Here is a 25,973-nt window from a genome sequence, read left to right as displayed (position 1 = left end):
GATAGCTAGCCCAACTGCAAGCGGGGTCAAGAACTTGTCAGGCGTTTAGGCCCAAAGTCGACATGGAACGATCAAGCATCAACAATTGCCATAACAGGCGGCCATGATCAGAGCGTCCGCTGATATGTGCTTCGGCCACGCCATTAAGTGCCTGCGAATTGAACCAGCCGGTTCGCGCCAGGGCGCTGCTGTTACCGATGGTCCGCGCGACATCTGCCAGCGGTCCTCGAAACCACTGCGAAATCGGGGTGACGAACCCCTGCTTCGGACGGTAAAGAATCTCGTCGGGCAGATAGCGCTGCATGGTCTTCTTGAGCAGCCACTTGCCCTCGCCCCACCGCACCCGCAGCCCTTCGGGCAGGTTGGCGGCGAATTCGATCAGGCGGTGATCGAGCAGCGGCTCGCGCGCTTCCAGGCTGACCGCCATGCTGGTGCGATCGACCTTGGTCAGGATATCGCCGGGCAACCAGAACTTGAGGTCGGCATATTGTGCGCGGTCGAGCCCGGACCGCGCCGGGGCGTTGCGCATCAGATTGATCAGCGGCTCTTCCGCGCGGTAGTCGCCGCGCAGCGCCAGATAATCGGGCGAATAGAGAGATGCGCGCAGCTCCGGCGGCACGATCCCAATCGCGCTGGCATAGCCGTCTTCACTGGGCAAGCCGAGCGCTTGCAGCGTCGCTTTCGCGCGCAGCGGCCGCGGCGCCCAGTCGGCCTTTGGGTAGACCGCGCCAAGCGCCCCGAACAGCGGACCGCGCAGCGCCTGCGGCAGGGCGCGACGCAGGCGGTCCTCGCCGTGCTGGAAGACATGGCGGCGATAGCCCGCAAAGGCTTCGTCCGCGCCGTCGCCGGAAAGGGCAACGGTCACCGTTTCACGTGCTAGTTGGCAGACTCGCCAGGTCGGTAGCGCCGAAGCGTCGGCAAACGGCTCATCGAACATCGTTGCCAGGGTATCCACAAGGGCGAAATCGTCTGGCGAAACCGTCCGGGCGCGGTGATCGGTGGCAAAGCGCCGGGCGATCTGGCCGGCATATGCACTCTCATCGAGTCCGGCGACATCAAATCCAATCGAGCAGGTCTTGACCGGATCGCGGCCAGCCTCGGCCATCAGCGCCACCACGCTGGAACTGTCGACCCCGCCCGACAGGAACGCGCCCAAGGGCACGTCGGCGACCATCCGCGAAGAGACCGCCTGGCGCATCAGGTGCAGCAGTTCCGCTTCCAGATCGGCAGGCTTGCCGCGGCGCCGCTCGGCAAAGGACACGTCCCACCACTGCAGTGGTGCAGGCAGCGGCGCGCCGTGGCGCAGCAACAGCGAATGCCCGGCTGGCAGTTTTCTGACGCCCGCCAGGATCGAGCGATGATCCGGGACATAGCCCCAGGCAAGATAGTCATCGATCGCCAGCGGATCGACCTCGCGCCGCAACAAGGGATGGGCCAGCAGCCCCTTCAGCTCTGATGCGAAGGCAATGCTGCCATCACTCAACGGGGCGTAGAACAGAGGTTTCACCCCCAGCCGATCGCGGGCGAGGAACAGTGTGCGTTCGGCCAGGTCAAAGATCGCGAAGGCAAACATGCCGTGCAGGCGCGGCAGGCAATCCTGGCCCCAGCGCTGCCAGGCGGCAAGGATCACCTCGCTATCGCCGTCGGTATGGAATTGCGCCCCATCGCCGCGCAGTTCCTCGCGCAGTTCGCGGTAATTATAGATCTCGCCATTGAAGACCAGCATGGTGCGGCCATCGCTGGAGGCCATCGGTTGCGGCGATCCGGCGACGTCGATGATCGACAAGCGGCGATGTCCCAGCCCAACGCCCGGCGCGGTCCACACCCCGGCGCCGTCCGGTCCGCGATGCGCCAGGGCATCGCACATTCGCTCGATCCGCAGCGGATCGACCGGCTTGGGCGTGGCAAGGTGATAGATTCCGGCAATTCCGCACATCGGTCCGGTCCCTAGCGGCCCGATCCGATGCGGTCCATCCATTGCCCGACAGGGCCGATCGCGGCGCGAAAGGCCGCCAGATCGGCTGCTGCATCCCGGCCGGGATGCAGTTCACTCGACAGGATCAGCAACATCGTGGCGCGCGGCCGCAACAGCACCCGGTCGCGAATGACCGCGAGCTTGAGCTCGCCATTGCTGCCAGTGAGCAAGGCTCCGGTGCGATAATAGGTTTCGGCGATGCGCTCGGTGCCCTGTTCGGCGCGAAGCCGATCGGTGCGCGCCGATGGCATGCTGGGCCCGTTGCCCCGCCAGGACCATCCGGCATTGCTCGGCAAGGCACCCTCGCCTGCGCCGCCGGCTTCCTTGCCTTCGCGCTGGGCCGCATATTGCGCCACAAAGACATCAACCTGGCGTCCGGCGGCGTTGCGATAACGCCCGATCCGGCGGTGGTCAGCACCCGCGGCGCGCGGCTGCCATGGGTAGGACGGCGCGTAATCGTCCCTTTGCCACCCCGGAACTTCGGGCAATCCGACCTGTGCCGGCAGCGGCGCGGTCAACTCGTCGGCGGCGCGGACCCACAGCAGCGATCCCGCCAGCGGCAAGGCAATGGCCAGCATCGCCGACCATGCCGGCGAAGGCGTCCCGGTCAGGCGCGCCAAAACCTTCGAACGGTCGATCGCCTGGGGATCAAGCATCGGATCATCGCCCGGCCGGTCGAACCAGCGCCAGGCGATGCCAAGCACCGCAGCAATAACAAGCGCGAAGAATACCCAGCCATAGATCAGGTGATCGATCCCGCCGGCCTTCTCGGCGCCCACGTATTGGGCTGCCAGGATCGTCCCGAAGGCACGCAAGCCGTTGGCGAGGATCGGCGCGACCACACACAGCGCCATGAACAGGGCGCGGCGCCATGGGCTGCGAAAAGCGACATGGGCGACAAACGCGCCTAATGCGATCATGGCGATCAGGAACTTAACGCCTGAACAGGCTTCGGCCACTTCGAACAGACCCGCCGGCGTATCGATGAACACGCCGTCGATCGAAGCCGGAATGCCGCTCAGCCGGACCAGTGCAATGGTCAGCGTCGCGGTGACCATTTGCAGCGCCGGGACAAACTCATCGCCGAACGGCACCATGAAAGCCATAAAGCAGAGCGGAAAAAGCAAGCCGGCAAAGACTTTGGGGCCGAGCAGAACGAGCAGCGTTGCCGGAAGCAACGCGACGACGGCGCTCTGCCGCAGAAGGTCAAGCCCGGACACTGCACCCAGAACCCAGATCACCAGCACGCCCATCACGGCCAGGATGCCGCGCGCCCAACCCTGCGGGTGTAGCTGCAGGATCTCGGTGCGGCGCTGATAGACAAGCCATGCAACCATGGGCGGGATCAGCAGCATGTGGCCATAGGTCGAGCTATGCCACCATTGATCGAATATGCGCAGCCAGTCAGCGGCGAAGACGGCGATCAGGCTGGCCCAGACCACGCCCAGGCGGATAAGCGCCGATTTCCAAACCGGGTCCAGCGCCCAGGCGCGCTTTGCGCCCAGGCTTAGCGCAAGATCAGGCGGCATGGCGCGGCTCGGCCGCAGGGTCGGAGACCAGATCGACCAGCGGTGCCAGCGCGGCCTGCCAGCTCATCTTCTCCACGACATAGTTTCGCGCCTCGTGCCCCAGCGTCAGTGCCTGGCGCGGGTGCGCCAGCAGCGCGGTCACCCGGTCGACCAGATCTTCATCGCTGTCGGCGATCGCCAGATGTTCACCATCGACTGCGCCGATCCCGGTGGCAGCCTGGCTGGTAAGTACCACCGGCAGGCTCATCGCCATGGCTTCCAAAACCTTGTTCTGCACCCCGCGGGCGATTTCCAGCGGGATCAGCGCCAGATCAGCTGCGGCCAGATAGGCGCGAATATCGTCCACCCCGCCCCAGACGAATACCCCGTTCTTGCCATGATATTCGACCAGCTGTTCGTCGGGATTGCGCCCGACGATATGGAACGTCGCCTTGGGCAGCGTCTCGCGTATGGCAGGAAGCAGGCGGTCGATCACCCGCAGCGCGGCCGTTACGTTGGGCGCATAGTCCATCTGGCCGACAAAGATCAGTCGCGGTCCCGGGCTGGCTGCCATCGCCGACGCGGCGCTGACGATCGCCGGATCGAAGAAGCGGCTGTCGATGCCGTTACGCAGAGTACGCACGTCGCAGTCCGCGGCCTGCTCGGCCGGCAAGCGCAGGCGAAACAGGGCTGCCTCTTCGGACGAAACCAGCAGGCTGACGTCGGATCGCGCGGCGATGCGCGCTTCCTCATGCGCAAGCAGGCGCCCCTCGCGCTCGAACAGCCAACGCCGAATGCCGCTGGCCTCATCGGCATAGGCTTCGAACTTGGCCGAATCGACGTCGACGAAATCGAAAACAACCTTCCCGGTAAACGACGCCGGGATGAACTGTCCCATCTGTCCGGAAAATGCATAGATCATCGAGATCGGATGTTCGGCCAGTACCGCGGCAACGTATTTGGCAATCTCTGCGCTCGAAAAGGCCGGAACGCTGACTGGCTGCCGCCGCATAAGCGATTGCATGCCCGCCACGATCAGGGGCTTGACCCGGCGGACCAGACGATAGCTGCGCGCGATCGAAGCGAGTTCCACCTCTTCCGCGATATCGCGCTCATCGTCGGCAAAGGTTGCAACGTGGACCGGGGCCAGCGTCGCAAGCTTGCGCAGCACATGGTGCGAGCGGATCTTGTCGCCGCGATCCGGCGGGAACGGCATGCGGTGCGACAGAAAGAGGATCTCGCCGCTCATCCCAGCCCCCGCGAAATCCACGGACCGAGCAGATTGGCGACGGGCAAGGGCAAGCGCTTCCACAGGTCGATCTTGGCGCTGTGGCTGCTGCTGGTCGGGTCCGTGTTGCGGGGCTGGGCGCCGGGGGCAGTCCAGGTTGCATAGCGCAGCGGCTCAGGTTCGAAGCCCCAGTTGCGCTTGAACTCATAAGGCCCGCTGCCGGTCTTCGACCGCCCGAAATCGAAGCGGTTGCAACCGCGCCGACGGGCATGGAGCATCAGTTCGTAATACATCCGGTCGTTGGCGCGCAGGCTGCGGGCGTTGGGGGTTCCCCCGCCCCAGTAAGGCAGGACCGCCCCGGCGTGATAGAGCGACAGAACGCTCGCCACGGGCTGTCCGTTGTGCCGGACGGTCAGGATATCGGCCTCTGCGCCGAACGCGTCCAGGACTTCGCCAAACAGGCGGCGCGGAAAGACCGGCGTACCCAGGTTGCGCACGCATTCGGCATAGACGGCATAGTGCGCGGCGCGGTCTGCGCGGGACGTACCGATCTCCACCGTCAGATCGCCGGCCAGGCTCTTGCGGACTTCGGCGCGTTGCTTGCGCGGGATTGCGAGCAGCTGCGCCTCGTCATCGTCGGCCAGCGGACGGACAAACCCGCAATGGGCTGCGGCGGTAACGGACCACGCCTTGCGCGCTTCGGGCAGGTATCCGCCGCGCAGTTCAAGCGACGGACAATGCGTGGCCAAGGCCAGCTCTTCCGCCTCGGCGATCAGACTTGCGGCGACCGCATCGTCATCAGCCAGAACCCCGCCGCCCACGGCGAAACCGTTGGAGACCAGGGCACGCCCGAACAGCCAGGAGGCGATGTCGAGCAATGGCAGCAGGCCGACGACGTCGGTGCCGCGTTCCGCAATTAGCGTGCGCGCCGTGTTGCCGGTACCTTTCGCCGCGGCCAGTGTCCAGGCCGGACGATGAAAGGCTGTCCCGTGCGGATGTCCGGCTACATAGGCCTCCAGCCGGGTGCGCTCATCGCGCTGGGCCAGGTCGCAGGCACGAACCGTCACGGTAACAGGGCGAAACGGTGCGTTCACGCTGCCAGATCCGCCGCGAGCGGCGCTTCGCGCAGTGCCAGAACATCCATCCGCCCCCAGGCGAATTCACCGATAAGCTGCTCAAGCTTTTCGCCCAAGACCGAAAGGTTGGTGTAGTGCCGCAGTTTCGAGCGGAGTGACGCGCCGGTGACGCGCGGCTGTGCCGGATCGATTTCCCACGGATGGAAATAGAATACCGCCGGGCGGCGATCCTGATCGTTGACCTGGCGAATTGCCCAGCGCGAAAAGGCATAGGGGAGAACACGAAAGAATCCCCCCCCACCTGCCGCCAGCCGTTTTCCGGCGAACTGCGCAGTGGTTACCGGAATTTCGACCAGATCGGCCCACGGCAGCGGCTTGAAGGCAAAGCGCGGTGCGTCACGCCAGCCATAGTGATCGTGGGTGATCGGCGCCACGCTGGAGCTGTAGGCAAAGCCTTGTTCGGCCAGCACCATGTAGGCCCACGGTGTGCGCTGGTCGATCGAGAAGCTGGGCGCGCGATAGCCGGTGATGGCCACGCCTGAGGCATCTTCAAGCATCTTGCGGCTTTTCTCGATGTCACGGGCAAATTCAGCGCGGTCCATGCGGAACACCCGGGCATGATCCCAGCCGTGACTGGCCAGTTCGTGGCCCTCGGCGACGATCCGGCGCATCAGCGCGCCGTGACGCTGGGCGACCCAGCCAAGCGTGAAGAATGTCGCCTTGACCTCGGCCGCGGCGAACATGTCGAGGATCATCTCGCAGTTGCGCTCGACCCGGGAGCCAAGCGAATCCCAGTGATCCCGGTCGATAACCCCTTCAAAAGCGCCGACCTGGAACCAGTCCTCGACATCGACCGAAAGGCCATTGACCAGCTGGGATTGCACGGCGACCTCGCGTTCCCGTTCGATCAGGCGGCTGCGCGGCCGGCGTCGTCGGCCTCGATCCACTCGATCAGCATGGTCAGGGTTTGTCGGATCGTCCGCTCCTGCTCGAGCATCTTGGCTTCGAGCGCGGCGAACTTGGCCTCAAGCTCTTCCATCGCTGCGTCGCGGCCCGGGGCGTCCACGCTCACCGCAGCAGCGGGCGCTTCGCGTTCGTTGGCAAGCTCGATCACGGCCTGTTGCAGTTCGGTGATCTGGGCATCGCGTTCGGCCAGCAAGGCCTGAACCTGGGCCATCGCCACAGCATCGACCGGCAAGGGTGCGGCGACGGGGATTTCGGCCACGGCAGCAGCAGCGTCCTGCATCCGCTCGGGCGTCTTGAGCTGCATTGTGCCGTCAGTCTCAAGTTCTTCCAGAACCTGGCCCAGCATTTCGCTGTCGATATGGGTGCGCTGCTCGATTGCGCCCAGCATCATCAGGCGGTTGCACACCTGGTTGATCCGGCGCGGCACGCCGCCGGACGCTTCATAGATTTCGGCGAACACGCGTTGATCGAACGCCGGGTTGCCGTCCCAGCCAACTTTCTTGAGGCGGTGTTCAATGTAGGACTGAACCTCATCCCGCTCCATTGCTTCAAGATGATGCGCGGCAATCACGCGCTGGCGCAGCTGCTCCAGCTGCGGGTGCTCCTGAATGGTGTCGCGGAATTCGGGCTGGCCGAGCAGCAGGGTCTGCAGCAAGGGATGCGCGCCCAGCTGGAAGTTGGACAGCATGCGCAGCTCTTCCAGCGCCTCAAGCTCAAGGTTCTGGCTTTCGTCGACCACCAGCAGGCAGCGCCGGCCCGAGCGGGCCTCGTCGTGCAGGAACGCTTCGATCGCGCCCAGCGCGCTGGCCTTGTCATGGCCTTCGACGATCAGGCCAAACGCCTGGGCGACGACATGGACCAGTTCCTCGCCGTCCAGCTTGCTGGTGACGATCTGCGCCGCGGTCAGCCGCGCCGGGTCGATCGTGGCCATCAAATGCGCGACCAGAGTGGACTTGCCGGCCCCGACCTCACCCGTGATCACCACAAAGCCTTCGCCCTGGGCCAGGCCATAGGACAGATAGGACAGCGCCTTCCTGTGCGTCAGGCTTTCGAAATAGAACGCCGGATCCGGCGTAAGCTGAAACGCCCGTCCGCTGAGCCCGTAAAAGTCGTTGAACATCCTAGCTACTCCAGGCTCAGAACTGATACCGCACGCCCGCCTGGGCCTGCGCTGTCCAGTAATCGGCAAGGTCGTCGCGGTTGACGCCGGTGATACCCACCGCCGCGGTTGCGCTCAGACGATCCCAGATCGAACGATTGTAGGACGCGGTTGCGCCAACCGCATTGCTATTGCCAGCCAAGGCGTCTCCGCTTTGGAACCAGTTGGCCCATACGGTGGCCCCCAGGCTGGATTTGGCGTCAAGCTGCCCGCTCATATAGGCGCCGACCCACCAGTTTTCGTCGATGGTCAGGTTGGTCACGCCCAGCACCGATCCCGGTACTGCGATGAAGCGGCGGCGGTCATAGCCGGCACCCAGACCATAGTTCCAGCGCCCGCCGGTAAGGCCCAGGCTGGCCATCACCCCGCGGCCGCGGAACACCGAGGAACGCAATGAGCTGAGCGCTCCGGTCAGGCAGCTGCCCTGCCCTGACTTGAGCGGACCCTGCGCCGCGACGCAGCCACCAAGATCGCCATTGAGCGGATTGCGCACGGCTTCGAATTCGGTCGGCAGGTCGGCCAGCGCATCGTTGAGCATACCGCCAAGGCTGGTGATGCTGTCATAGACCGAGACATTCAGCGACATGCGGCTGTTCGGCGCATAGGCCAGGCTGCCGTAATAGTTGGTATAGCCATAGCGCTTGCCGACATGCGCTTCGAGCGCAGTGCGGCGGCTGGGCCGCCACATAACGCCGGCATCCCAGATCAACCCTTCGCTTTCAAAGGCGATCTGGCGCGGCTGGGCCGTGTCCGTGGCATAGCGGCCATCGGTGCCGATGATCGGCAGGCCGGTGACCGTATCGCGCAGCGCGTCGCGATGCGAAACCTTGACCTTTTCCCAGCCCACGCCGCCGACCAGCTGCAAATCACTGGTCAGCGGAACGGCAACGTCGCCGCGCGCATGAAAGTCTTCGAGACGCTGGTCGAGATTGGAGATATCTTCGCGGTTATAGCCTGCCCCGGCACCGATCCCGACAGGCAATGGCTCGCCTGCCTTGGTTCCGACATGCAGCTCGGCATTGTGCCGGGTCGAGCTATCGAACAGGTCAACTGGGTTCTGTCCCGGAACCAGCACAATCGCATCGGGCTGTTCAACTTTGGTGTAGCCGAAGTAGTAGTGGCCATTGACGAACAGATCGCCGGTTCGGGTCGCGATGCTGGGTCCGGCATAGGCCGAATAGACCTGGCTGCTGTTGCCCAGTTCGACGCCGCTGACCGTCGAACCGTTGTTTTCGACTGTGCTGCGTGCGGCCATCGCGCCGACTTCGAAGTTGATTGCGCGCGGAACGATGGCGGTCTGGAACCGCGCCACGCCCGACAGCGAATCCGAATCGACCGTCTTGCCGCCCCAGCCGAAGCGGCGCTCATAACGAAGCGAGACAGCCCCCTGGTTGTTGCGCCCCCCAATGACCGCGTCGACGCCGGCGGCCAGGGTGGAATAGGTCACCGTGTCGTGCCCGGGCGAGAGCTCCGCCAGCAGCACCTGGCTCGCCTCGATGTAAGGCGAGATGGTGACATGTGGTGTGCGGACCCCGGTGCCCCCGTCTCCATCGCCATGGCCGGAATCGGCCTCTTCGGCGACATCGCTGTAAGGCAATTCCTGCGCGTGCAGCGCCATCGGCGCCCCAAGGGCCAAGACCGCAGCCAGCGCGACGCGGTTGAACTGATGCGACATCTTGGTCATCCCCCGTATCCATAATACGACCCGAAACGGCGACCGCTGGGGCTGAAATGGACGGCATTGAGAAGAAGCTGGATGTTCGGGCAGGCGCAGAGCAGCGAGATCGCGTCTTCGAGCGCCCCTTGCCCGGTCCGGTCGGCGCGGGCGACCAGCACCGCCTGTCCGACATATTTGGCAAGTTCGGCAGCCGGTGACGCGGCCAGCGCCGGCGGCGAATCGAAGATCACGAAGCGCTGCGGCGAACCCTGGGTCAACCGGTCGAGCACAGCGCGGGTGCGCGAGCTCGACAGATATTCGGAATCCGAAGTCGTTGCATTGCCCGCAGGCAGCACCCACAGACCGGGAATATCGGTGCCGATGACGCAATCGACAACGTCGAGATTCGGATCGGCCAGCGCATCCATCAGGCCCGGTCCGCCTGCCAGCCCCAGCGACGACAGCACCGATGGCTTGGCGAAATCGGCATCGACCAGCAGAACCTCTGTCTCTTTTTCCGCAGCGATCGCCAGGGCCAGATTAAGCGAGGTGTAGGTCTTGCCCTCGCCTGAATGCGGTGAGCAGACCAGCACGCGCTGCGCCGCCGGACCCATGCCCTGCTGGGCAAGTTGCGAGGCCTGCAGCAGGAGCTGCCGCTTGACGATGCGGAATTCCTCAAGGAGCCCGGTCACTGTGCCTTCGGGGACGATAAGCCCCTGATCGCGCAGATGGTGGCGGTTGACCGCCATGGCGGGGCCCTTGAAGCGGACCGGCTCGGGCATGGCTGCCAGCGCGGTCGACTCCTGCGGCGCAGGCGCCGCCACCACGACATCGGGTTCGATGACTTCGGGCTTTGGCTGGAAGGCTTCGGCCGGTTGCGGCGCGGCTTGCCGAGCCTCGGTGATCGGCGTGACTACGGCATCTTCGGCCTGGTCGGAGGCGCGGCTGTAGCGTCGACGCTTTGCCACGGGCGGGATCAGGTTTTCCGGAATCGGTGGCGCGCTGAGCTGAACCAGATCGTAATTGCGCACGACGCGTTCGATCAGGGTTCCGCCATCGCGCTTGGGCTGCTCGACCGGAATGTCTTCACCCTTGATCTTGGGGATGCGGATCTTGCTGTGCTTGGTCATGTCCGGTCCCTCACGCCACCAGCCCGCGCTGGATATATTCGGCGGTCAACAGCAAGGCGAAGACCACGGCCAAGGCCCCGCTGGCGGCATAGAAAAGCTTGCCCCGCTTGCGGCGCAGATCGCGCCCGCCATCGGTCAGCGTCGTGGTAATCGCACCCAGAACCGGCAGACCCAGCGCGCGCTCAAGCTTGGCCGTGGTGGCAAAGGTCGAACGCAGCTGGCCCATGGCAAAGGCTGCGGCCACACCGCCGCCGATCCCTGCGAACAGCACCGCGAGCAACATCAGCGGACGGTTCGGCCAGACCGGACCGCGCGGCGTGGTCGGCGGATCGATGACCTGGAACTTCACAGCACTGTGCTCGGTCTGGACCTGCCCACGCAGGCGCAGCTCTTCACGGTCCTGCAGCAGCTTGTCGTATTGCTGCTTGAGCACGTCGTAATCGCGGTTGATCCGCTGCTGCTCGGCCACAACCTGTGGATTGGTGATCTGCTGCGAGGTGATGCGCGACACATCGCCCTGCACTGCGGCGCGGCGGGCGGTCAGGCCCATCACGGTGGCCTGGCGATCGGCGCGGATCGATTCGAGCGAGCTGTAAGCCGGATTCGGCGTGCCGCTTGGCCCGCCCTCGCTTGACGCGGCAGCACGCAGGGCGTTGACCTGATTTTTCGCAGCGATCACGTCCGGGTGGTTCTCGGTCAGTCCCCGAGCGCGCATGGCATTGAGGTCGGCCTGGGCCTGGGCATAAGCGCCCTTGGCTCCGCCCGTCGATGCCATTCCGGGCAGCGTTTTGGGCGTCCCGGCAAGTTGACCGTTGATCGCCGCCAGTGCGCTTTGCGCCGCGGCCAGATCGGCATCGATTCCGCGCAGTTCGGCCCGGCTCGCTTCGAGCTTCTGCAGCACCGACAGGCCACCACCGGCGGCATCGGGATTCTGCGCTTCGAAGGCGAGACGCTTCTGCTCGGCCGTTTCCAGCTCCTTCTGACGAACCGCCAGCTGCTGGTTCATGAAGTCGAGCGAGGTCGTCATTTCGCCGCGGTTGCCGGCCAGGTTCTCCTCGCGGAAGATGTCGATCATCTTCTGGACGATGTCCTGCGCCAGTTTGGCGTTCTCGGCATCGGAATGGACGCCGTCGCCATAGCGGGCGGTGATCTCGAACAGGTTTTCCTGCTGGCTTTCGACCTTCACGGTCTTGGCCAGGCTCAGGATGGTGTTCTCCATCGCCTTGGGCGTGGTTATATCATTGCCCAGGCTGGTGCCCCGGATGACCTTTTCAAGGTTTACCGCGCTGGTCAGGGTCTGGCGTACGCGATCGATATCGCGCTTGCCGTCGGACGGCACGCCGGTGACATCGGCCAGCACGTCATCCAGCTGCACGAAAATCCGTGCACGCGATTCGTAATTGTTGGGAATCATCGCGACGAGCAGCCAGCCCACCATGCAGATGCCCCAGGCCACCGCCAGCGCCAGCCACCGGCGGTGCCAGACGCTGAATACTGCGGCGCGCGCTTCGTCGAAGATCGAATTCATCGTGTGCCCCCCAGCCCCGCGTTCAGAACGCGCTTTCGGGGATGATGATCACATCGCCAGGCATCAGCATGACGTTGGCCGAGCTATCGCCCTTCTTGAGCAGATCGCCCAGCCGCACGGCGAATTCCTTCTGCTTGCCCGATTCCTTGTCGAAGCGGATCAGCTTGGCGCGGTTGCCCGAGGCATATTCGCTCAGTCCGCCGACCGCGATCATCGCGTCGAGCAGGGTCATGTTGGCGCGGTAGGGCAGCGACGCCGGCTTTTCGGTCGCGCCGACGACGCGAACCTGCTGGCTGAAGGTGCCCGCGAACTTGTTGACGATCACCGAGACCAGCGGATCCTGGATGTACTGCGACAGCTGCAGGGTGATGTCGTCGGCCAGCATCTTGGGCGTCTTGCCCACGGCTGGCATGTCGGTGATCAGCGGCGTGGTGATGCGTCCGTCCGGGCGAACCTGGACCTTGGCGCCCAGTTCCGGATTGCGCCAAACGAAGATCGTCAGCTCGTCGAGCGGACCGATGACATATTCCTCACCCGGGCCTTCCTGCATCGCAACGAACGACGCCGGCGGCAACTGCGGGCCACTGCTACCCGCAGCACAGCCGGACAGCACCAGGCTGATCACGGCACTGCCAGCAAGAAGTCGGGTAACTCGGTCGATCGGCATCGGGCATGTCCTTTTCACGCACCGGATCGCCGCGCTGGGATGCCCACCCCGCTTGTCATTCCGGTCGTTCGCGTCCGGCTATCGGCAAAAAGGGTGAATATTGCGTTAGCCTTGAAGCCAACTAGCGGGTTTGCGGAGGGAATTATTCCAGCAGTCCCAAACTGAATCGGCCGCGCGGACCGGCGCTAAACCAACATCTCGGCGGCCGGCCCGTGTCCGAGAAACTGCGCCGGACTGGCGCTCGCGCCATAGGCTCCGGCGCAAAAGACGGCGATCAGATCACCAACGTCGGCGCGCGGAAAACCGCCCTTCTCGGCCAGACGATCAAGCGGTGTGCACAGGCAGCCCACGACGCTCGCCTCTTCCTCGACAGGAGCATCGAAGCGCGAAGCGATGGCGACGGGATAGTTGCGACGCACCACGGTGCCGAAATTGCCAGATGCGGCGAGCTGATGGTGGAGACCGCCGTCGACTACCAGGAAAACCTCGCCGTGGCTCTCTTTCCTGTCGACGACTCTGGTCAAATAAACTCCCGCTTCACCAACCAGATAGCGCCCCATCTCAAGGCAAAATCTCGTATTCGTAAGGGCATCGGGCAGTTGCGCGAATTGCTCCGCCAGCTTTGCGCCTATCGCCCTGAGATCGACCGGCTTGTCGCCAGCGAAATAGGGAATCCCCAACCCGCCGCCCAGATTGCAATGCGGCAGGGCAACGCCGCTTTCCGCGGCCAGACGCGCGGCGAGATGCAGCGCTTGTCGCTGGGTTTCACTAACTGCATCGCTGTCCAGCGACTGACTGCCCGCAAAGATATGAAACCCGCGCCACTCGGCCCCGGACGCGATGATTCGCCTGGCCAGTTCGGGCACACGATCGGCATCAACCCCGAAAGGCTTGGCCCCGCCGCCCATTTTCATGCCGGATCCCTTCAGGTCGAAGTCCGGATTGACGCGTATCGCCAGTCGCGGGGTCACGCCCAGTCGATCGGCGATCGCCATGGCCCGGTCCGCCTCGCCCGCGGATTCCAGGTTTAGCGTGACGCCGGCCAGGATGGCAGCTTCAAGCTCAATTTCGCGCTTGCCGGGACCGGCGAAACTGACCCTGTCCGCAGCCAGTCCCGCGGCCTGCACCTGGGCGAGCTCCCCCCCGGATGCAATGTCGAACCCGTCGACCAGCCCGTCCATCAGCTGCAAGACCGGCCGGAACGGGTTGGCCTTGACTGCATAGTGCAAAGCGAGACGTGACGGAATTGCCTCGCGCAATTCGGCCACCCGGCGGCAGATATGCTGCGCTGAATAGACGAACAGCGGAGTCGATCCCGCTTCGGCCACCAGCGCGCTGGCCTTACGCCCATCCACGGCGAGTTCGCCGTCAATCAGCGCGTAGCCGGAGGGGATCGGACCAAGCGGCTTCATGCGGCCAGTTCTTCGGCCAAGGCGACCCGGTCGATCTTGCCATTGGCTGATAGCGGCAACGCCTGGCGCCAGTGAATCTGCCGCGGCTGCATGAAATTGGGTAATTCCTGCATCAGGATACGCGGCAAGTCTTTCATCGCCTGTGAACTATCTGCCTTGACCCGCACGATCAAGTGCACCGCCTGACCAAGCCGCTCGTCCTTGACACCCAGCGCAACGGCCTCGGATACAAGGCCGGTGGCCAACACGGCTTCCTCGATCTCTTGCGGACTGATCCGATTTCCCGCGCTTTTGATCATCGCATCGCGGCGCCCGACAAAGTAAAGCAGGCCATCGGGAGCGCGACGCACCCGGTCGCCGGACCAGACCGCCATTCCCCCATAGCGCGACGACGCCGGTGCGGGACGAAAGCGCTCGGCCGTGCGTTCCGGGTCCTTCCAATAGCCTTGGGCGACCAGCGGACCGCAATGGACAAGCTCTCCCTCGGTGTCGTCGGCGGCGATTGTCCCGTCGTCCGCCACGACCAGAACCTCGGCGTGCGGGATGGCCTTGCCCATCGAGGTCGGAAAGGCATCGACCAGATCCGGATCGAGATATGTCGAGCGAAAGGCCTCGGTCAGCCCGTACATCGGGAACAGGCGCGCCTGCGGGAAACGGCTGCGCAGCGCACGAACCAGATCCAGCGTCAACGCACCGCCACTGTTGGTAAGGCGCCGGAGCGGACGGATCGCTTCATCCGGCCAATTCAGTTCGACCAGTTGCACCCACAGCGGCGGCACAGCAGCCAATGTCGTCACACCGTGCCGGGCGATCGCCTTGATCACGTCGCGCGGCGTCAAATAGTCGAGCGGAACGGCGCTGCCCCCCGCGTACCAGTGCGACAGCAGCTGGCTCTGTCCGTAATCGAACGACAGCGGCAGCACAGCCAGTGCCCGGTCATCGCGGCCAAGGCCCAGATATTCGGCGACGCTTACTGCGCCGAGCCACATGTTGGCGTGCGTCAGCATGACGCCTTTGGGCCTGCCGGTCGATCCGGAGGTGTAGAGGATCGCCGCCAGATCTTCCGGCTCGGCTTCGGACTGGTCGATTGGCGCGGCATGACCCGCAATTGCTGCACTTTCCTCGAACGCATCGCAGCGCTCAGGCAAGTCGCCCGGTTCAAGACTGGCAAGCCGCGCCTTGCTGGCGATCAGCAACGCAGTGCCGCTGTCGGCCAGAATATGCGCGACCTGCGTGCGCTTCAGCAGCGGGTTGATCGGCACGTGGACCAGCCCGGCGCGGGCCGCGGCCAACGGCATCAGGCTGGTCAGTTCGCCCTTGGCCGCCCAGGTGGCAACGCGCGCGCCTGCTGCCAGATCCAGACTGGCAAGCCAGCCCGCCAGGGTCGCGACACGATCCCTTAAGTCCTTGAAGCTAAGCGTGCTGTCGCGCAGAACCAGTGCCGGATCGCCATCGCGGCCCCGCAGTGCAAGTTGGTCCAGTGTCCGGATCGGCGAAGACGGCAAGGCAGGCACCAGGGTTTCGGGGCTCCAGAAGGGGGAAAGCGGCGTGGTCGTGGTTAACTATCACGATGATCTTAACGAAGTGCAAGGCGACCCCGTGCTGGCCGCCCTGCTTTCCGCGCCCGCCGCAGCCGCGCCGTTCGATCGCATCGACTGGTGGCGCAATCTGGTGAAGAACTGCGATATCCTGCCTCTGATCGCCGTTGCCACAGACGGCACGCAGCGACTGGTGCTGCCATTGATGCGCCGGGCGCGCACCATCATTGCCCTGGGCAACTGGTACAATTTCCGGCTGACGCCTCTGGCCACAGCGGATGCCAACCGGCCGGCACTGCTGCGCGCCCTGGCCGAAGACCTCGCCGGTCAGGCACCGCGCATTATCCTGGAAAAGCTGTCGGAGAGCGACGCTGCCGAGCTTGCCGCGGCATTCCGCAGCACAGGCTGGTCGGTCTGGCAATCGGTCAGCGATATCAACCATATGCTCAAAGTCGGCGGCCGCAGTTATGCCGAATATTTGGCGGCGCGTCCTGGACCGCTGCGCACGACGTTGAAGCGCAAGGGCAGCAAAGTCGAAGTAAGTCTATATCGTAGCTTTGATCTTCAAGCCTATGAAGCATATGAAGATATATACGCCGCAAGCTGGAAGCCAGAGGAAGGGTCGCCGACATTCCTGCGGCGGTTCGCCGAAGAGGAAGGTGCCACTGGTCGGCTGCGCATGGCAGTTGCCCGGGTCGCTGGCAAACCGGTCGCGGCGCAATTGTGGACAGTCGAAAGCGGCACTGCCTTCATCCACAAGCTGGCTCATCGCGAAGATGCCAAGGCGCTGTCCCCCGGCACCACCCTGTCCGCTGCCCTGTTTGCCGAAGTGATCGACCGCGACCGGGTTGCCTTGATCGACTTCGGGACCGGCGACGATGCCTACAAGCGGGACTGGATGGAGCAGGTTCGCCCGCGCTACCGGCTGGACATGTTGCGGCCGCGCTGGCCGGGCAATTGGCCGATCATTGTGCGCAATGCCTTGCGCGCCGCGACCGGCCGCGGGTAATGCGCCCAGACCAAGACAAAATGGGATCGCAATGACCGTTTCGATTGATCAAAAGCTTCGCCGTGTCCTGTCCGACGTCCTTGGCCTCGATGCCGATCAGGTTGCCGCGTTCGATGCCGATACCGGTCTGTTCGGTCACTTGCCCGAGCTCGATTCGATGGCGGTTGCCGGCCTGCTGACCGAACTGGAAGATCGCTTCGACATCGTCATCGACGAGGACGAGATCGATGGTGAGCTGATGGAAACCTATGGCTCGCTGCTGGCCTTCGTGAAAGCGAAGCGCGAGGCCGCGTGAATCCGCGCACTTACCCATGCCCCCTGTCTGGCGGCGGGGACGCCGACGAGTATGCCCTTGCTTTCGACCGGGGGCGCAAGGTGCGCATTCTGGTCGTGCCGGCGTTGCTTGACGAAGCAAGCAAGCTGCGCCGCTTTACCGTCGAGGTCATGCGGCGGCTCGATGGCGCCGGTCTGGACTGCCTGCTGCCTGATCTTCCGGGGTGCAACGAAAGCCGCTTAAATCTGGCCCTGCTTGAGCCAGAGGACTGGGCGACCGCCATGCACGCTGCGGCCCGGCATTTTGCCGCGACGCACGTGCTGGCGATCCGCGGCGGCGGACTGATCCTGCCGCCTGGGCTGGGGGGCTGGCACTATGCGCCAGTCAAGGGTGCCAGCCTGCTCAAGACGCTGCTTCGCGCCCGAGTAATCACCGCGCGCGAGATGGGCCAGGAGAAGAGCGTCGACGGACTGCTCACCGAAGGCCTGGAAACCGGGCTCGAACTTGCCGGATACAGTCTATCGGCGGAAATGCTGCGACAGCTTCAGGCACTTGTGCCGGCACCGCGTCCGGGCCTTGCGCTCATCGAACAGGACATGATCGGACCTGGCCCATTATGGCTGCGCGCCGAACCGGATCACGATCCAGCCCAGGCAGACGCTTTGGCCGCGGCGATCGTCATGGGTGTGGCGGCATGACCCGGCGGCACTTCAACTTCAATTGCCGCGGCGCCATGCTCGTCGGGACGCTTGATCATGCTTCCTCAGCAACAGGCCTGCTGATCGTCAGCGGCGGCAACGAGGTGCGCAGCGGTCCCTGGGGCAGTCAGGCCATGCTGGCAGAGCGAATTGCCGCCGCGGGCTTCCCGGTCATGCGCTTCGATCGCCGCGGCGTGGGCGACAGCGAGGGCGAAAACGCCGGTTTCGAGGCCTCCGCACCCGATATCGCCGCAGCGTTGCGGGCATTCAAGGCGCAGGTTCCGTCGCTGCAGCGCGTCGTTGCCTGCGGCAATTGCGACGGGGCAAGTGCGCTGATGCTGGCTGGTGGGGAAGGTTGCGACGCGCTGGTGCTGGCCAATCCATGGACGTTCGAGGCAACGCCGGCACCGGTCAAGCCACACGCCGAGACAAGGCCCGAAATGACTCCGCAGCGGCTGCGCGCGCATTATCTGCGCCGGATCATGGATCCCCGGGCCTGGCTTCGCCTGCTTAGTGGCAAGGTCCGGGTCGGCGCGCTTGCCGACAGCCTGAAGGGTGCATCCGCGCCGCCCGCCCCGCCCACTGCCCTGGCTCAGAAGATCGCGGCGGGCCTGGCCGCTTTTTCAGGACAGGTGACAATCCTGATCGCCGAGCGTGACCGCACCGCGCAGGCCTTTCTCGATCATTGGGACAAGGCAGATCCGCGGTTGCAGCACTGCCCTGAGGCGAGCCACAGCTTTGTCGAGCCGCAGGCGCGGACCTGGCTGGAGCAACAGATTCTGGCAGCGCTCCGGGCTCAGTAGGCCGCGGACTGCGCCGCTTCATGATGCCGCAGCGCGACGAACCGCTCGGCGTCAAGGGCCGCCATGCAACCGGTGCCGGCAGCCGTCACCGCCTGGCGATAGGTGTGATCCATGACATCGCCGCACGCAAACACGCCGGAGATCGCCGTTTTGGGCGTGCCCGGCTCGACAATCAGATAGCCGCCGTCATCGACCGGTAGCTGGCCCTTGAACAGCTCTGTCGCCGGAGCATGGCCGATCGCCACGAAGGCGCCTTGGGTCGGCTCAACCGAGCTTTCGCCGGTCACCGTGTCGGTCAGCGCGACCCCGCTCAGCCCGCCCTCGCCGCCGACGAAGTGATCGACAGCCTTGTTCCACAGCACCTTGATATTGGGGTGGGCGAACAGCCGGTCCTGCAGGATCTTTTCCGCACGCAGGCTGTCGCGCCGGTGGATCAGGGTGACGTCCTGCGAATGGTTGGTCAGGTACAGCGCCTCCTCGACCGCGGTGTTGCCGCCGCCGATCACCACCACCTTCTTGCCGCGATAGAAGAAGCCGTCGCAAGTGGCGCAGGCCGAAACGCCCTTGCCCGACAGCTCCTGCTCACCCGGCACGCCCAACCACTTGGCCTGAGCACCGGTCGCGATCACCAGGGTTTCGCCTTCATAGACATCGCCGCCATCGCCATAGGCGCGGAACGGCGGGCCCGACAGATCGACCCGCACGATGGTGTCCCACAGCATCCGCGTGCCGACGTGTTCGGCCTGGGCCTGCATTTCCTGCATCAGCCACGGCCCCTGGATGACATCGCGGAAGCCGGGGTAGTTCTCGACATCGGTGGTGATGGTCAACTGTCCGCCGGGTTGCAGCCCCTGGACCACGATCGGCTCCAGCCCGGCGCGCGCGCCATAGATCGCGGCGGATAGCCCTGCCGGGCCCGAGCCGATGATGAGCATCTTGGTGGTATGCGTGGTCATGATGATGTCCCGAACTGCTTTGCTCCGCATGTAGGAAGCCACCGCACGATGCGCAAATCGCGCCTGCGCGTTCCCCACAAGTTGACGCGGAGGCCGCTTCATCGCAAAGCCCTGCGCCATGAACGTGTACGGACCGACCTCGAACAGCTTCATCTCGCAGCGGCTGCGGCTCCACTATGTCGACTGGGGCAGCCCCGATAAGCCGCCGCTGATCCTCCAGCACGGCGGGCGCGACCATTCGCGCAGCTGGGACTGGGTGGCGGAAGAGCTGGCGCGCGACTGGCACGTCATCGCGCCCGACCTGCGCGGCCATGGTGACAGCGCTTGGGCCCCCGACGGCAATTATGACATCAACGCCTTCGTCTATGACTTCGCCCAGCTGGTCCACACCCTGGGCCACGACCAGGTGACGATCATCAGCCACTCTCTGGGCGGCAATGTCGCGACGCGGTTCACCGGGCTCTATCCGGAAAAGGTCCGCAAGCTGGTCAATATCGAAGGGCTTGGACCCTCGCCCAAGGTGCGCGCCGAGCGTGAGGCGGCGGGTTATGCCAACCGCTTTCGCAAATGGATCGATGATCGCCGCGCTGCCTCGGGCCGGATTCCGCGGCGCTACCCAACGATCGAGGCAGCCTATGCCCGCATGAAGGAAGAGAACGGCTTCCTGACCGACGAGCAGGCCCGCCACCTGACCATCCACGGCGCCAGCCGCAACGAGGATGGCACGTGGAGCTGGAAGTTCGATCCCTATCTCAACGTCTGGCCGTTCGAGGACACGCCGGAAGAGCGCACCGCCGAACTGTGGAGCGCGATCACCTGCCCGATACTGTTCCTTTACGGTGCCGACAGCTGGGCCTCGAACCCCGAGACGGACGGAAGGGCGATGTCATTCCAGGATTACCGCGTGATCGAATTCGAGAACGCCGGGCACTGGTTGCACCACGACCAGTTCGATCGCTTCATGCGCGAAGTGCGGGCGTTCCTTTAGCTTTCGAGGTACAGCGAACGCAGACTATCGCGTTTCGCAGCATCGATGCCGAGCACCCGTTCCAGATAGGTTTCAACACTTCCCGAACGGTCGGCGATAGCGGCGAAGGACTTGTCGAGATAGGCCGGTTCAACCCCCCACAGCGCGCGCACCGTATCCGCATCGAAAGCGGCATAGCGCGGCATATCGCGGAAAGCGCCTGAGGCGATTCGCTCATCCAGCCGGCTGGCGGAATTCGTGGCAAGGTAATCGCCGACGATGTCGTCGTGATGCACGCCCAATGCCGATTGCAGCATGGCAACGGCAAATCCGGTCCGATCCTTGCCCGCAACGCAGTGCACCAGGCTGGGCTCGGCAGAGCGGCCGAGCAGCTCGAAGTAGACCTTCAGCATCGGCACCAGGTTTTCGCGGTAACCGATACCTTCATAGAGCCGCAGCATCGCCGCGCGCGCGTCTGCCAGGGTAAACGCGCCGTCAGCGGCTTCGGTATGGAGCGCCAGGCCTGCGGTTTCTTCAGGATGAAACCGCACTTCGGCATTGAATTCCGGGTGACGGCGGCACGGGCTGGCGTCACGCTCGCTCGGACCGCGCAGATCAATCACCCGGGTGATGCCAAGGGCATGGATCGTGTCGAGATCGGCGTCGCTGGCCTCACCATGCTGGGCCGAGCGCCACAGTAGGCCGGTCTTTACACGCCGACCGTCCGCCCCGACGTAACCGCCATAGTCGCGAAAGTTGTTTACGGCTTCGAGCGGCAGGACACGGAGATCGTTCATTGGGGCGCGTTGGCAGTTTGCGTGCGCCCGCGCAAGCGATCCGATGATCGGATCAGAAAGTCAGTCGGGTACCGTCCCATGCAAACAGCCCGCCACTGTCACCTGGGCTCAATCTGCCCAGCACGTCCAGCAGGTATCCAGCCGATTGATCTGGCGAGAAAAGCTTATCGGGCGCAACGCCGCGCTGAAACGGCGCGGACAATCCGCTGTCGACGGTCCCCGGATGCAGCGCGACTGCCAGCGCCAGCGGGTGACTGCGCGCCAGTTCGATGGCGAAATTGCGCATCAGCATGTTGAGCGCGGCTTTGCTTGCCCGGTAGGAATGCCACCCGCCCAGGCGATTGTCACCGATCGATCCGACCCGCGCCGACAAGGCCGCGAAGACCGCGCGGCGGTCGCGCGGAAACAGGGGCAAACAATGCTTGGCGAGCAGGGCCGGGCCAATTGCATTTACCACGAACACATCTGCCATTGCCTGCGCGTCGATGCCGCGCCAGCTCTTCTCAGGCGCTACCCCGCAGGCATCGTTGTGCAGCATGCCCGTCGCCACGAAGACATGGTGCAGCGGCAGCTCGATCTTGCGCAACGCAGCGGCGATCGAAGCCTCGTCGGCCAGATCAAACCACAGCGGAACTGCGCCTGCGAGGTCGGTCGTGCCGCTGCGCGATGCTGCAAATACGCGCGCGAATGTGCGCTCTTCAAGCAGCCGCGCAGTCACTGCCCTGCCGATCGCGCCGGTCGCACCGAAGACGATCGCGGCCCCCGTCCCGGTCACTTTGCCAGCACAGCCTCTGCCGCTTCTACGCCGGCCCAGTTGCCGATCATCCGTTCGACAAGTTCCGTGCCCGCGTTCCAGGCCCCGCCGACATCGGGCGCGGCGCACCAGTCACCGCAGGCACCAAGGCGCAACTGCGCATTCCAGAGTGGGCGGGCGGCATGGCCATGCGGCGCCGCAAAGCGCCAGCGGTGGGCCTTCAGAAAGGTATGCGGCGGCAGGGGCGCCGCACATTGATCGGCAAAGGCTTCAAGCAGCGCTTCGGCGACCCAGCCCGCATCCCGCTCAAGATGCGCGGCCGTCCAGGCTGCATCGGCCTGGATCACCCAGCATTCGCTGTCAGCGCGGCCGGGCTTCGAGCTGTCGCGCGCCGCCAGGGCCAACGGCGGACTATCAGCCACCACATCGGGCGCAGAAACGCGTTCAGAAAAGGCAGCCATCACCGTCCAGCACGCCCGTGACCGGATTGCTGCAGCCTCACGCGCCATCGACAGGTCGTGGAGGGACAGGAGCGGCGCGGCCTGCTCGGCGGGAATTGCCAGCACAAGCGCATCGAATGGGCCGTCATCCAGCCCCGGACCACCAAGCTGCCAACCCCCTCCAGTTCTGGTAAGCCTGGTGACCTGCGTCGCAAAGCGAACGTCGTGGTGCGCCGCCATCTCTGTTACGAGACGTGCCATTGTGGGCACCCCGACCAAGGCCCCGGGCGGTCCCGCAGGCCATGGTTCGATCACGCCTGCCTGGCGCCAATTGGCGATCTGCAGCGCAAATGCCCCTTGCCCCTGTTCGATGAACTGCGCGCCAAAGTCCCAGGTCCGACCATCCAACTGCAACGTCGACAACCGCCCTCCCGGACGCTTGCCCTTGTCGTAAAGCGCAACGCCAATGCCCTTTTCGGCAAGGCGACTGGCGCAGGCCAGGCCCGAAATCCCGGCGCCGACAATTCCGACTTTCATGGACTTGGCCCCGTTCGGTTCAGCCATGGCCCATCAATGACAGCACTTCCTTGCGGCTGCTGGGATCGTCACGAAAGCAGCCGAGTACCTTGCTGGTGATCATGTCGACCCCGTGGGTACGAACCCCGCGACCGGTCATGCAGCCATGCTGCGCCTTGATCACCACGGCGACGCCCAAGGGGTGCAGATTCTCCCAGATGCACTGGGCGATCTGGGCGGTCAGTCGTTCCTGGATCTGCAGGCGATGGGCAAAGCCGTGAAGCACGCGTGCCAGCTTTGAAATGCCGACGACCCGATCGGTCGGAAGGTAGGCGATCGACGCCGTTCCGACGATCGGGGCCAGGTGATGCTCGCAATGCGAATGGAACGGAATGTCGCGCAGCAGCACGACCTCGTCGTATCCAGCAACCTCTTCGAAGGTCCGCTGCAAATGCAGTGCGGGATCTTCGTCGTAGCCCGAACAGTATTCCTTCCACGCCCGCCCGACTCGTGCCGGCGTATCAAGCAAGCCTTCGCGATCGGGATCGTCGCCAGCCCAACGCAGCAATGTGCGCACGGCGTCCTGAACCGCATTCGGCACCGGCAACTTTCCGGCATCGTGATCGGACTGAAAATCGCCGTGGATCGCATTCATGGACGTGGTCTCTCTCTGGAAGGTTGGCCGGCTGCCAATGGGAGGAGGAAGCAAGTTGGCAGCCGACTTCTTGCGTCTATGCTTTCACGCAGCAGTCTGCGATATGGCCATACGGGTAGTACCATTAAGGCTGCAGTTAGAATGACACCGGAAGACCTGATCGATCATAGCCACGTTGCCGCGGTGGTCAGCGACCCACGCCTTCCGGACAATCCGATCATCGCCTGCAACAGCGCCTTCATGCAGCTGACCGGCTATTCCCGCGACGAGATTGTCGGCCGCAATTGCCGCTTTCTGCGCGGCGAGCGAACCGAGCCTGCACAGACTGCCATGCTCCGCGATGCCGTGGCCCAGCGGCGCGCGGTGATGGTCGAGCTGATCAATTACCGCAAGGATGGCACCGCGTTCCGCAACGCGGTGATGATCGCCCCGCTGTTCGACGATGACGGGGAATTGACCTATTTCCTCGGCTCGCAAATGGCGATCGATGATGATGGTGCCAATCGCCACGACCGGGCGCGTGAGAAGATCGCTACGCTGACCACGCGCCAGCACCAGATCCTTGAAGGACTGGCCAAGGGGCGGCTGAACAAGCAGATCGCCTATGATCTTGGTCTGACGGAGCGGACGGTAAAGATGCACCGCGCTGCCTTGCTGAAGACGTTGGGGGTACGCACCGTGGCCGAAGCGATCCGCATCGCGATCGAGGCGGGCTACTGATTGCCCGTCGCACTTCCGTCCCTAGGGACAGGTTGTTCCAATCCGCGCGAACCCTAGGTGCCGCAACATGAATGCCAAATCGTCTGCGATCGTCATCGGCTCGGGCTTCGGAGGACTGGCGCTGGCCATCCGCCTGCAAAGCGCCGGAATCGCCACAACCATCGTCGAAGCCCGCGACCGGCCCGGCGGGCGCGCCTATGTCTGGAAGCAGGACGGCTATACCTTCGATGCGGGACCCACGGTCATTACCGATCCTGCCTGTCTTGAGGAACTGTGGACCTTGTCGGGCAACCGCATGGCCGATGATGTAACTCTGCTGCCGGTGCATCCGTTCTATCGCCTGCTGTGGAACGACGGAACGCGGTTCGACTATTCGAATGACGATGCCCAGCTCGATGCCGAGATCGCCAAGCTCGATCCGGCCGACGTCGCGGGCTACAAGCGGTTCCTGGAATACTCGAAAGGTGTCTATCAGGAAGGCTACATCAAGCTGGGCGCAGTCCCATTCCTCGACTTCACATCGATGCTCAAGGCCGCCCCCGCGCTGGCCAAGTACCAAGCCTGGCGCTCGGTCTATTCGATGGTCTCAAGCTTCGTCCGCAACGACAAGCTGCGCCAGGCGCTGTCGTTCCACTGCCTGCTGGTCGGCGGCAATCCGATGAACACCAGCAGCATCTATGCGCTGATCCATCAGCTGGAAAAGCTGGGCGGGGTGTGGTTTGCCAAGGGCGGCACCAACGCGCTGGTCAATGGCATGGTGGCGTTGTTCGAGCGCCTTGGCGGGACCCTTCTGCTGGGCGAAAAGGTTGCCCGCGTAACGCATCACGACAAACGCGTGACCGGTGTTGTTACCGAAGCCGGCAAGACTCTGTCCGCCAACATGGTCGTCAGCAATGGCGATCTGGTCCACACCTATGGCCTGATCGAAGGCTCGCCCTATGCCGCTGGCAAGGTGCGCAGCCTGCGCCGCAAGCGCTTCTCACCCAGCCTGTTCGTCGTGCACTTCGGACTGCACGGATCCTTTCCCGAGATTGCCCATCATTCCATCCTGTTTTCGGACCGTTATGGGCCATTGCTCAACGACATTTACAAGAGCGGAACGCTGGCCAACGATCCGTCGCTTTATCTTCATCACCCCAGCATTACCGATCCGGACATGGCCCCGGCAGGCAAGTCGGCCTTCTATGCCCTCGCCCCCGTCCCCCACATGGGCACCGCCCCGGTCGACTGGGCAGTCGAAGGGCCGCGTTATCGTGACATCGTGCTGGGCCGCATCCGCGATCTGCTGATCCCCGACCTGGACGACCGGATGGATACCTGCTTCCACTATACGCCGCAGGACTTTTCCGACGATCTTGGTGCACACCTGGGCAGCGCCTTCAGCCTTGAACCGGTGCTGACGCAAAGCGCCTGGTTCCGCGGGCACAACCGCGACGATCATTTCCCCAACCTCTATTTTGTTGGCGCCGGCACCCATCCTGGTGCAGGGATTCCCGGCGTGGTCGGCAGCGCCAAGGCGACCGCCAGCCTGATTGTCTAG

Annotated in this window: 24 protein-coding genes; 7 read left to right on the top strand and 17 right to left on the bottom strand. The window is 64.3% G+C overall.

The annotated features are described in order from the left end of the window. Nucleotides 1–37: 37 nt before the first annotated feature. The 12 genes from ACFFF7_RS06715 to ACFFF7_RS06660 form a co-directional block, all read right to left on the bottom strand. Complete coding sequence (locus ACFFF7_RS06715) at nucleotides 38–1,936, bottom strand: XrtA/PEP-CTERM system amidotransferase (RefSeq protein WP_379480936.1); 1,899 nt, start codon at nucleotides 1,934–1,936, stop codon at nucleotides 38–40. An 11-nt stretch (nucleotides 1,937–1,947) separates the two neighbouring features. After that, entirely contained in the window at nucleotides 1,948–3,504 is a 1,557-nt protein-coding gene (gene xrtA, locus ACFFF7_RS06710) for an exosortase A (protein ID WP_379480604.1), read from the bottom strand. Continuing rightward, nucleotides 3,494–4,753: a TIGR03087 family PEP-CTERM/XrtA system glycosyltransferase gene (locus ACFFF7_RS06705; RefSeq protein WP_379480603.1), complete on the bottom strand. Its 1,260-nt coding sequence runs from the start codon at nucleotides 4,751–4,753 to the stop codon at nucleotides 3,494–3,496. The genes xrtA and ACFFF7_RS06705 overlap by 11 nt, the downstream gene beginning before the upstream one ends. Then, nucleotides 4,729–5,805 carry a FemAB family XrtA/PEP-CTERM system-associated protein gene (locus ACFFF7_RS06700; protein WP_379480602.1) on the bottom strand — a complete coding sequence of 359 codons (1,077 nt, stop codon included), beginning with the start codon at nucleotides 5,803–5,805 and terminating at the stop codon, nucleotides 4,729–4,731. Before ACFFF7_RS06700 ends, ACFFF7_RS06705 begins: the two co-directional genes overlap by 25 nt. Then, nucleotides 5,802–6,659, bottom strand: a complete 858-nt coding sequence (locus ACFFF7_RS06695; protein ID WP_379480935.1) for an XrtA system polysaccharide deacetylase — start codon at nucleotides 6,657–6,659, stop codon at nucleotides 5,802–5,804. Before ACFFF7_RS06695 ends, ACFFF7_RS06700 begins: the two co-directional genes overlap by 4 nt. Before the next feature lie 35 nt (nucleotides 6,660–6,694). Continuing rightward, complete coding sequence (locus tag ACFFF7_RS06690; protein ID WP_379480601.1) at nucleotides 6,695–7,873, bottom strand: XrtA/PEP-CTERM system-associated ATPase; 1,179 nt, start codon at nucleotides 7,871–7,873, stop codon at nucleotides 6,695–6,697. 16 nt (nucleotides 7,874–7,889) lie between these two features. Then, nucleotides 7,890–9,596: a preprotein translocase subunit YajC gene (locus tag ACFFF7_RS06685; protein WP_379480600.1), complete on the bottom strand. Its 1,707-nt coding sequence runs from the start codon at nucleotides 9,594–9,596 to the stop codon at nucleotides 7,890–7,892. Beyond that, entirely contained in the window at nucleotides 9,593–10,699 is a 1,107-nt protein-coding gene (locus ACFFF7_RS06680; protein WP_379480599.1) for a nucleotide-binding protein, read from the bottom strand. The genes ACFFF7_RS06685 and ACFFF7_RS06680 overlap by 4 nt, the downstream gene beginning before the upstream one ends. A 10-nt stretch (nucleotides 10,700–10,709) precedes the next feature. Beyond that, nucleotides 10,710–12,227 (bottom strand): XrtA system polysaccharide chain length determinant, encoded by a 1,518-nt coding sequence (locus ACFFF7_RS06675; protein ID WP_379480598.1) that lies wholly within the window; start codon nucleotides 12,225–12,227, stop codon nucleotides 10,710–10,712. A gap of 22 nt (nucleotides 12,228–12,249) precedes the next feature. Then, nucleotides 12,250–12,894 (bottom strand): XrtA/PEP-CTERM system exopolysaccharide export protein, encoded by a 645-nt coding sequence (locus ACFFF7_RS06670; protein WP_379480597.1) that lies wholly within the window; start codon nucleotides 12,892–12,894, stop codon nucleotides 12,250–12,252. 185 nt (nucleotides 12,895–13,079) lie between these two features. Next, a complete protein-coding gene (locus ACFFF7_RS06665) occupies nucleotides 13,080–14,306 on the bottom strand; it encodes a pyridoxal-dependent decarboxylase, exosortase A system-associated (protein ID WP_379480596.1) in 1,227 nt (408 codons plus the stop codon). Then, nucleotides 14,303–15,820: an acyl-CoA ligase (AMP-forming), exosortase A system-associated gene (locus ACFFF7_RS06660; protein ID WP_379480595.1), complete on the bottom strand. Its 1,518-nt coding sequence runs from the start codon at nucleotides 15,818–15,820 to the stop codon at nucleotides 14,303–14,305. The genes ACFFF7_RS06665 and ACFFF7_RS06660 overlap by 4 nt, the downstream gene beginning before the upstream one ends. A gap of 34 nt (nucleotides 15,821–15,854) precedes the next feature. Here ACFFF7_RS06660 and ACFFF7_RS06655 point away from each other — a divergent pair, with 34 nt between their 5' ends. The 4 genes from ACFFF7_RS06655 to ACFFF7_RS06640 are packed head-to-tail and all read left to right on the top strand — an operon-like array spanning nucleotide 15,855 to nucleotide 18,628. Beyond that, a complete protein-coding gene (locus ACFFF7_RS06655) occupies nucleotides 15,855–16,853 on the top strand; it encodes a GNAT family N-acetyltransferase (protein WP_379480594.1) in 999 nt (332 codons plus the stop codon). Between the two features lie 31 nt (nucleotides 16,854–16,884). Continuing rightward, on the top strand, nucleotides 16,885–17,148 hold the full coding sequence (locus ACFFF7_RS06650; RefSeq protein WP_379480593.1) for an acyl carrier protein: 264 nt from the start codon (nucleotides 16,885–16,887) through the stop codon (nucleotides 17,146–17,148). Further along, the gene (locus ACFFF7_RS06645; protein WP_379480592.1) at nucleotides 17,145–17,825 is read left to right on the top strand and encodes an alpha/beta hydrolase family protein; all 681 of its coding nucleotides are present in this window, start codon (nucleotides 17,145–17,147) and stop codon (nucleotides 17,823–17,825) included. Before ACFFF7_RS06650 ends, ACFFF7_RS06645 begins: the two co-directional genes overlap by 4 nt. After that, nucleotides 17,822–18,628 carry a hydrolase 1, exosortase A system-associated gene (locus tag ACFFF7_RS06640; protein WP_379480591.1) on the top strand — a complete coding sequence of 269 codons (807 nt, stop codon included), beginning with the start codon at nucleotides 17,822–17,824 and terminating at the stop codon, nucleotides 18,626–18,628. Before ACFFF7_RS06645 ends, ACFFF7_RS06640 begins: the two co-directional genes overlap by 4 nt. Here ACFFF7_RS06640 and trxB read toward each other — a convergent pair. After that, complete coding sequence (trxB, locus tag ACFFF7_RS06635) at nucleotides 18,622–19,587, bottom strand: thioredoxin-disulfide reductase (RefSeq protein ID WP_379480934.1); 966 nt, start codon at nucleotides 19,585–19,587, stop codon at nucleotides 18,622–18,624. The genes ACFFF7_RS06640 and trxB overlap by 7 nt on opposite strands. A 115-nt stretch (nucleotides 19,588–19,702) precedes the next feature. On the opposite strand from trxB, the gene ACFFF7_RS06630 reads away from it, so the two are divergent. Beyond that, entirely contained in the window at nucleotides 19,703–20,572 is an 870-nt protein-coding gene (locus ACFFF7_RS06630; RefSeq protein ID WP_379480590.1) for an alpha/beta fold hydrolase, read from the top strand. On the opposite strand, the gene ACFFF7_RS06625 is transcribed toward ACFFF7_RS06630, so the two are convergent. The 4 genes from ACFFF7_RS06625 to folE are packed head-to-tail and all read right to left on the bottom strand — an operon-like array spanning nucleotide 20,569 to nucleotide 23,713. After that, nucleotides 20,569–21,348, bottom strand: a complete 780-nt coding sequence (locus ACFFF7_RS06625) for a tyrosine-protein phosphatase (protein WP_379480589.1) — start codon at nucleotides 21,346–21,348, stop codon at nucleotides 20,569–20,571. The genes ACFFF7_RS06630 and ACFFF7_RS06625 overlap by 4 nt on opposite strands. A 52-nt stretch (nucleotides 21,349–21,400) precedes the next feature. Beyond that, the gene (locus ACFFF7_RS06620; RefSeq protein ID WP_379480588.1) at nucleotides 21,401–22,123 is read right to left on the bottom strand and encodes an SDR family NAD(P)-dependent oxidoreductase; all 723 of its coding nucleotides are present in this window, start codon (nucleotides 22,121–22,123) and stop codon (nucleotides 21,401–21,403) included. Further along, nucleotides 22,120–23,079 (bottom strand): NAD(P)/FAD-dependent oxidoreductase, encoded by a 960-nt coding sequence (locus tag ACFFF7_RS06615; RefSeq protein ID WP_379480587.1) that lies wholly within the window; start codon nucleotides 23,077–23,079, stop codon nucleotides 22,120–22,122. The genes ACFFF7_RS06620 and ACFFF7_RS06615 overlap by 4 nt, the downstream gene beginning before the upstream one ends. A gap of 19 nt (nucleotides 23,080–23,098) precedes the next feature. Next, nucleotides 23,099–23,713, bottom strand: a complete 615-nt coding sequence (gene folE, locus ACFFF7_RS06610; protein WP_379480586.1) for a GTP cyclohydrolase I FolE — start codon at nucleotides 23,711–23,713, stop codon at nucleotides 23,099–23,101. A 141-nt stretch (nucleotides 23,714–23,854) separates the two neighbouring features. On the opposite strand from folE, the gene ACFFF7_RS06605 reads away from it, so the two are divergent. Both ACFFF7_RS06605 and ACFFF7_RS06600 read left to right on the top strand, forming a co-directional pair. After that, complete coding sequence (locus ACFFF7_RS06605; RefSeq protein ID WP_379480585.1) at nucleotides 23,855–24,433, top strand: PAS domain-containing protein; 579 nt, start codon at nucleotides 23,855–23,857, stop codon at nucleotides 24,431–24,433. Between the two features lie 67 nt (nucleotides 24,434–24,500). Beyond that, a complete protein-coding gene (locus ACFFF7_RS06600; RefSeq protein ID WP_379480584.1) occupies nucleotides 24,501–25,973 on the top strand; it encodes a phytoene desaturase in 1,473 nt (490 codons plus the stop codon).

Source organism: Novosphingobium aquiterrae (genome assembly GCF_042434435.1).
GTDB lineage: Bacteria > Pseudomonadota > Alphaproteobacteria > Sphingomonadales > Sphingomonadaceae > Novosphingobium > Novosphingobium aquiterrae.
This window is presented reverse-complemented; position numbering and strand designations above follow the sequence as displayed.

Bases quoted from the DNA above. Each gene is read 5' to 3' on its own strand.
- ACFFF7_RS06675 (WP_379480598.1), bottom strand. From the start codon at position 12,227: ATGAATTCGATCTTCGACGAAGCGCGCGCCGCAGTATTCAGCGTCTGG.
- ACFFF7_RS06670 (WP_379480597.1), bottom strand. From the start codon at position 12,894: ATGCCGATCGACCGAGTTACCCGACTTCTTGCTGGCAGTGCCGTGATC.
- ACFFF7_RS06665 (WP_379480596.1), bottom strand. From the start codon at position 14,306: ATGAAGCCGCTTGGTCCGATCCCCTCCGGCTACGCGCTGATTGACGGC.
- ACFFF7_RS06685 (WP_379480600.1), bottom strand. From the start codon at position 9,596: ATGACCAAGATGTCGCATCAGTTCAACCGCGTCGCGCTGGCTGCGGTC.
- ACFFF7_RS06690 (WP_379480601.1), bottom strand. From the start codon at position 7,873: ATGTTCAACGACTTTTACGGGCTCAGCGGACGGGCGTTTCAGCTTACG.
- ACFFF7_RS06625 (WP_379480589.1), bottom strand. From the start codon at position 21,348: ATGAACGATCTCCGTGTCCTGCCGCTCGAAGCCGTAAACAACTTTCGC.
- ACFFF7_RS06605 (WP_379480585.1), top strand. From the start codon at position 23,855: ATGACACCGGAAGACCTGATCGATCATAGCCACGTTGCCGCGGTGGTC.
- ACFFF7_RS06680 (WP_379480599.1), bottom strand. From the start codon at position 10,699: ATGACCAAGCACAGCAAGATCCGCATCCCCAAGATCAAGGGTGAAGAC.
- ACFFF7_RS06640 (WP_379480591.1), top strand. From the start codon at position 17,822: ATGACCCGGCGGCACTTCAACTTCAATTGCCGCGGCGCCATGCTCGTC.
- ACFFF7_RS06715 (WP_379480936.1), bottom strand. From the start codon at position 1,936: ATGTGCGGAATTGCCGGAATCTATCACCTTGCCACGCCCAAGCCGGTC.
- ACFFF7_RS06600 (WP_379480584.1), top strand. From the start codon at position 24,501: ATGAATGCCAAATCGTCTGCGATCGTCATCGGCTCGGGCTTCGGAGGA.
- ACFFF7_RS06630 (WP_379480590.1), top strand. From the start codon at position 19,703: ATGAACGTGTACGGACCGACCTCGAACAGCTTCATCTCGCAGCGGCTG.
- ACFFF7_RS06615 (WP_379480587.1), bottom strand. From the start codon at position 23,079: ATGAAAGTCGGAATTGTCGGCGCCGGGATTTCGGGCCTGGCCTGCGCC.
- ACFFF7_RS06650 (WP_379480593.1), top strand. From the start codon at position 16,885: ATGACCGTTTCGATTGATCAAAAGCTTCGCCGTGTCCTGTCCGACGTC.
- folE (WP_379480586.1), bottom strand. From the start codon at position 23,713: ATGAATGCGATCCACGGCGATTTTCAGTCCGATCACGATGCCGGAAAG.
- xrtA (WP_379480604.1), bottom strand. From the start codon at position 3,504: ATGCCGCCTGATCTTGCGCTAAGCCTGGGCGCAAAGCGCGCCTGGGCG.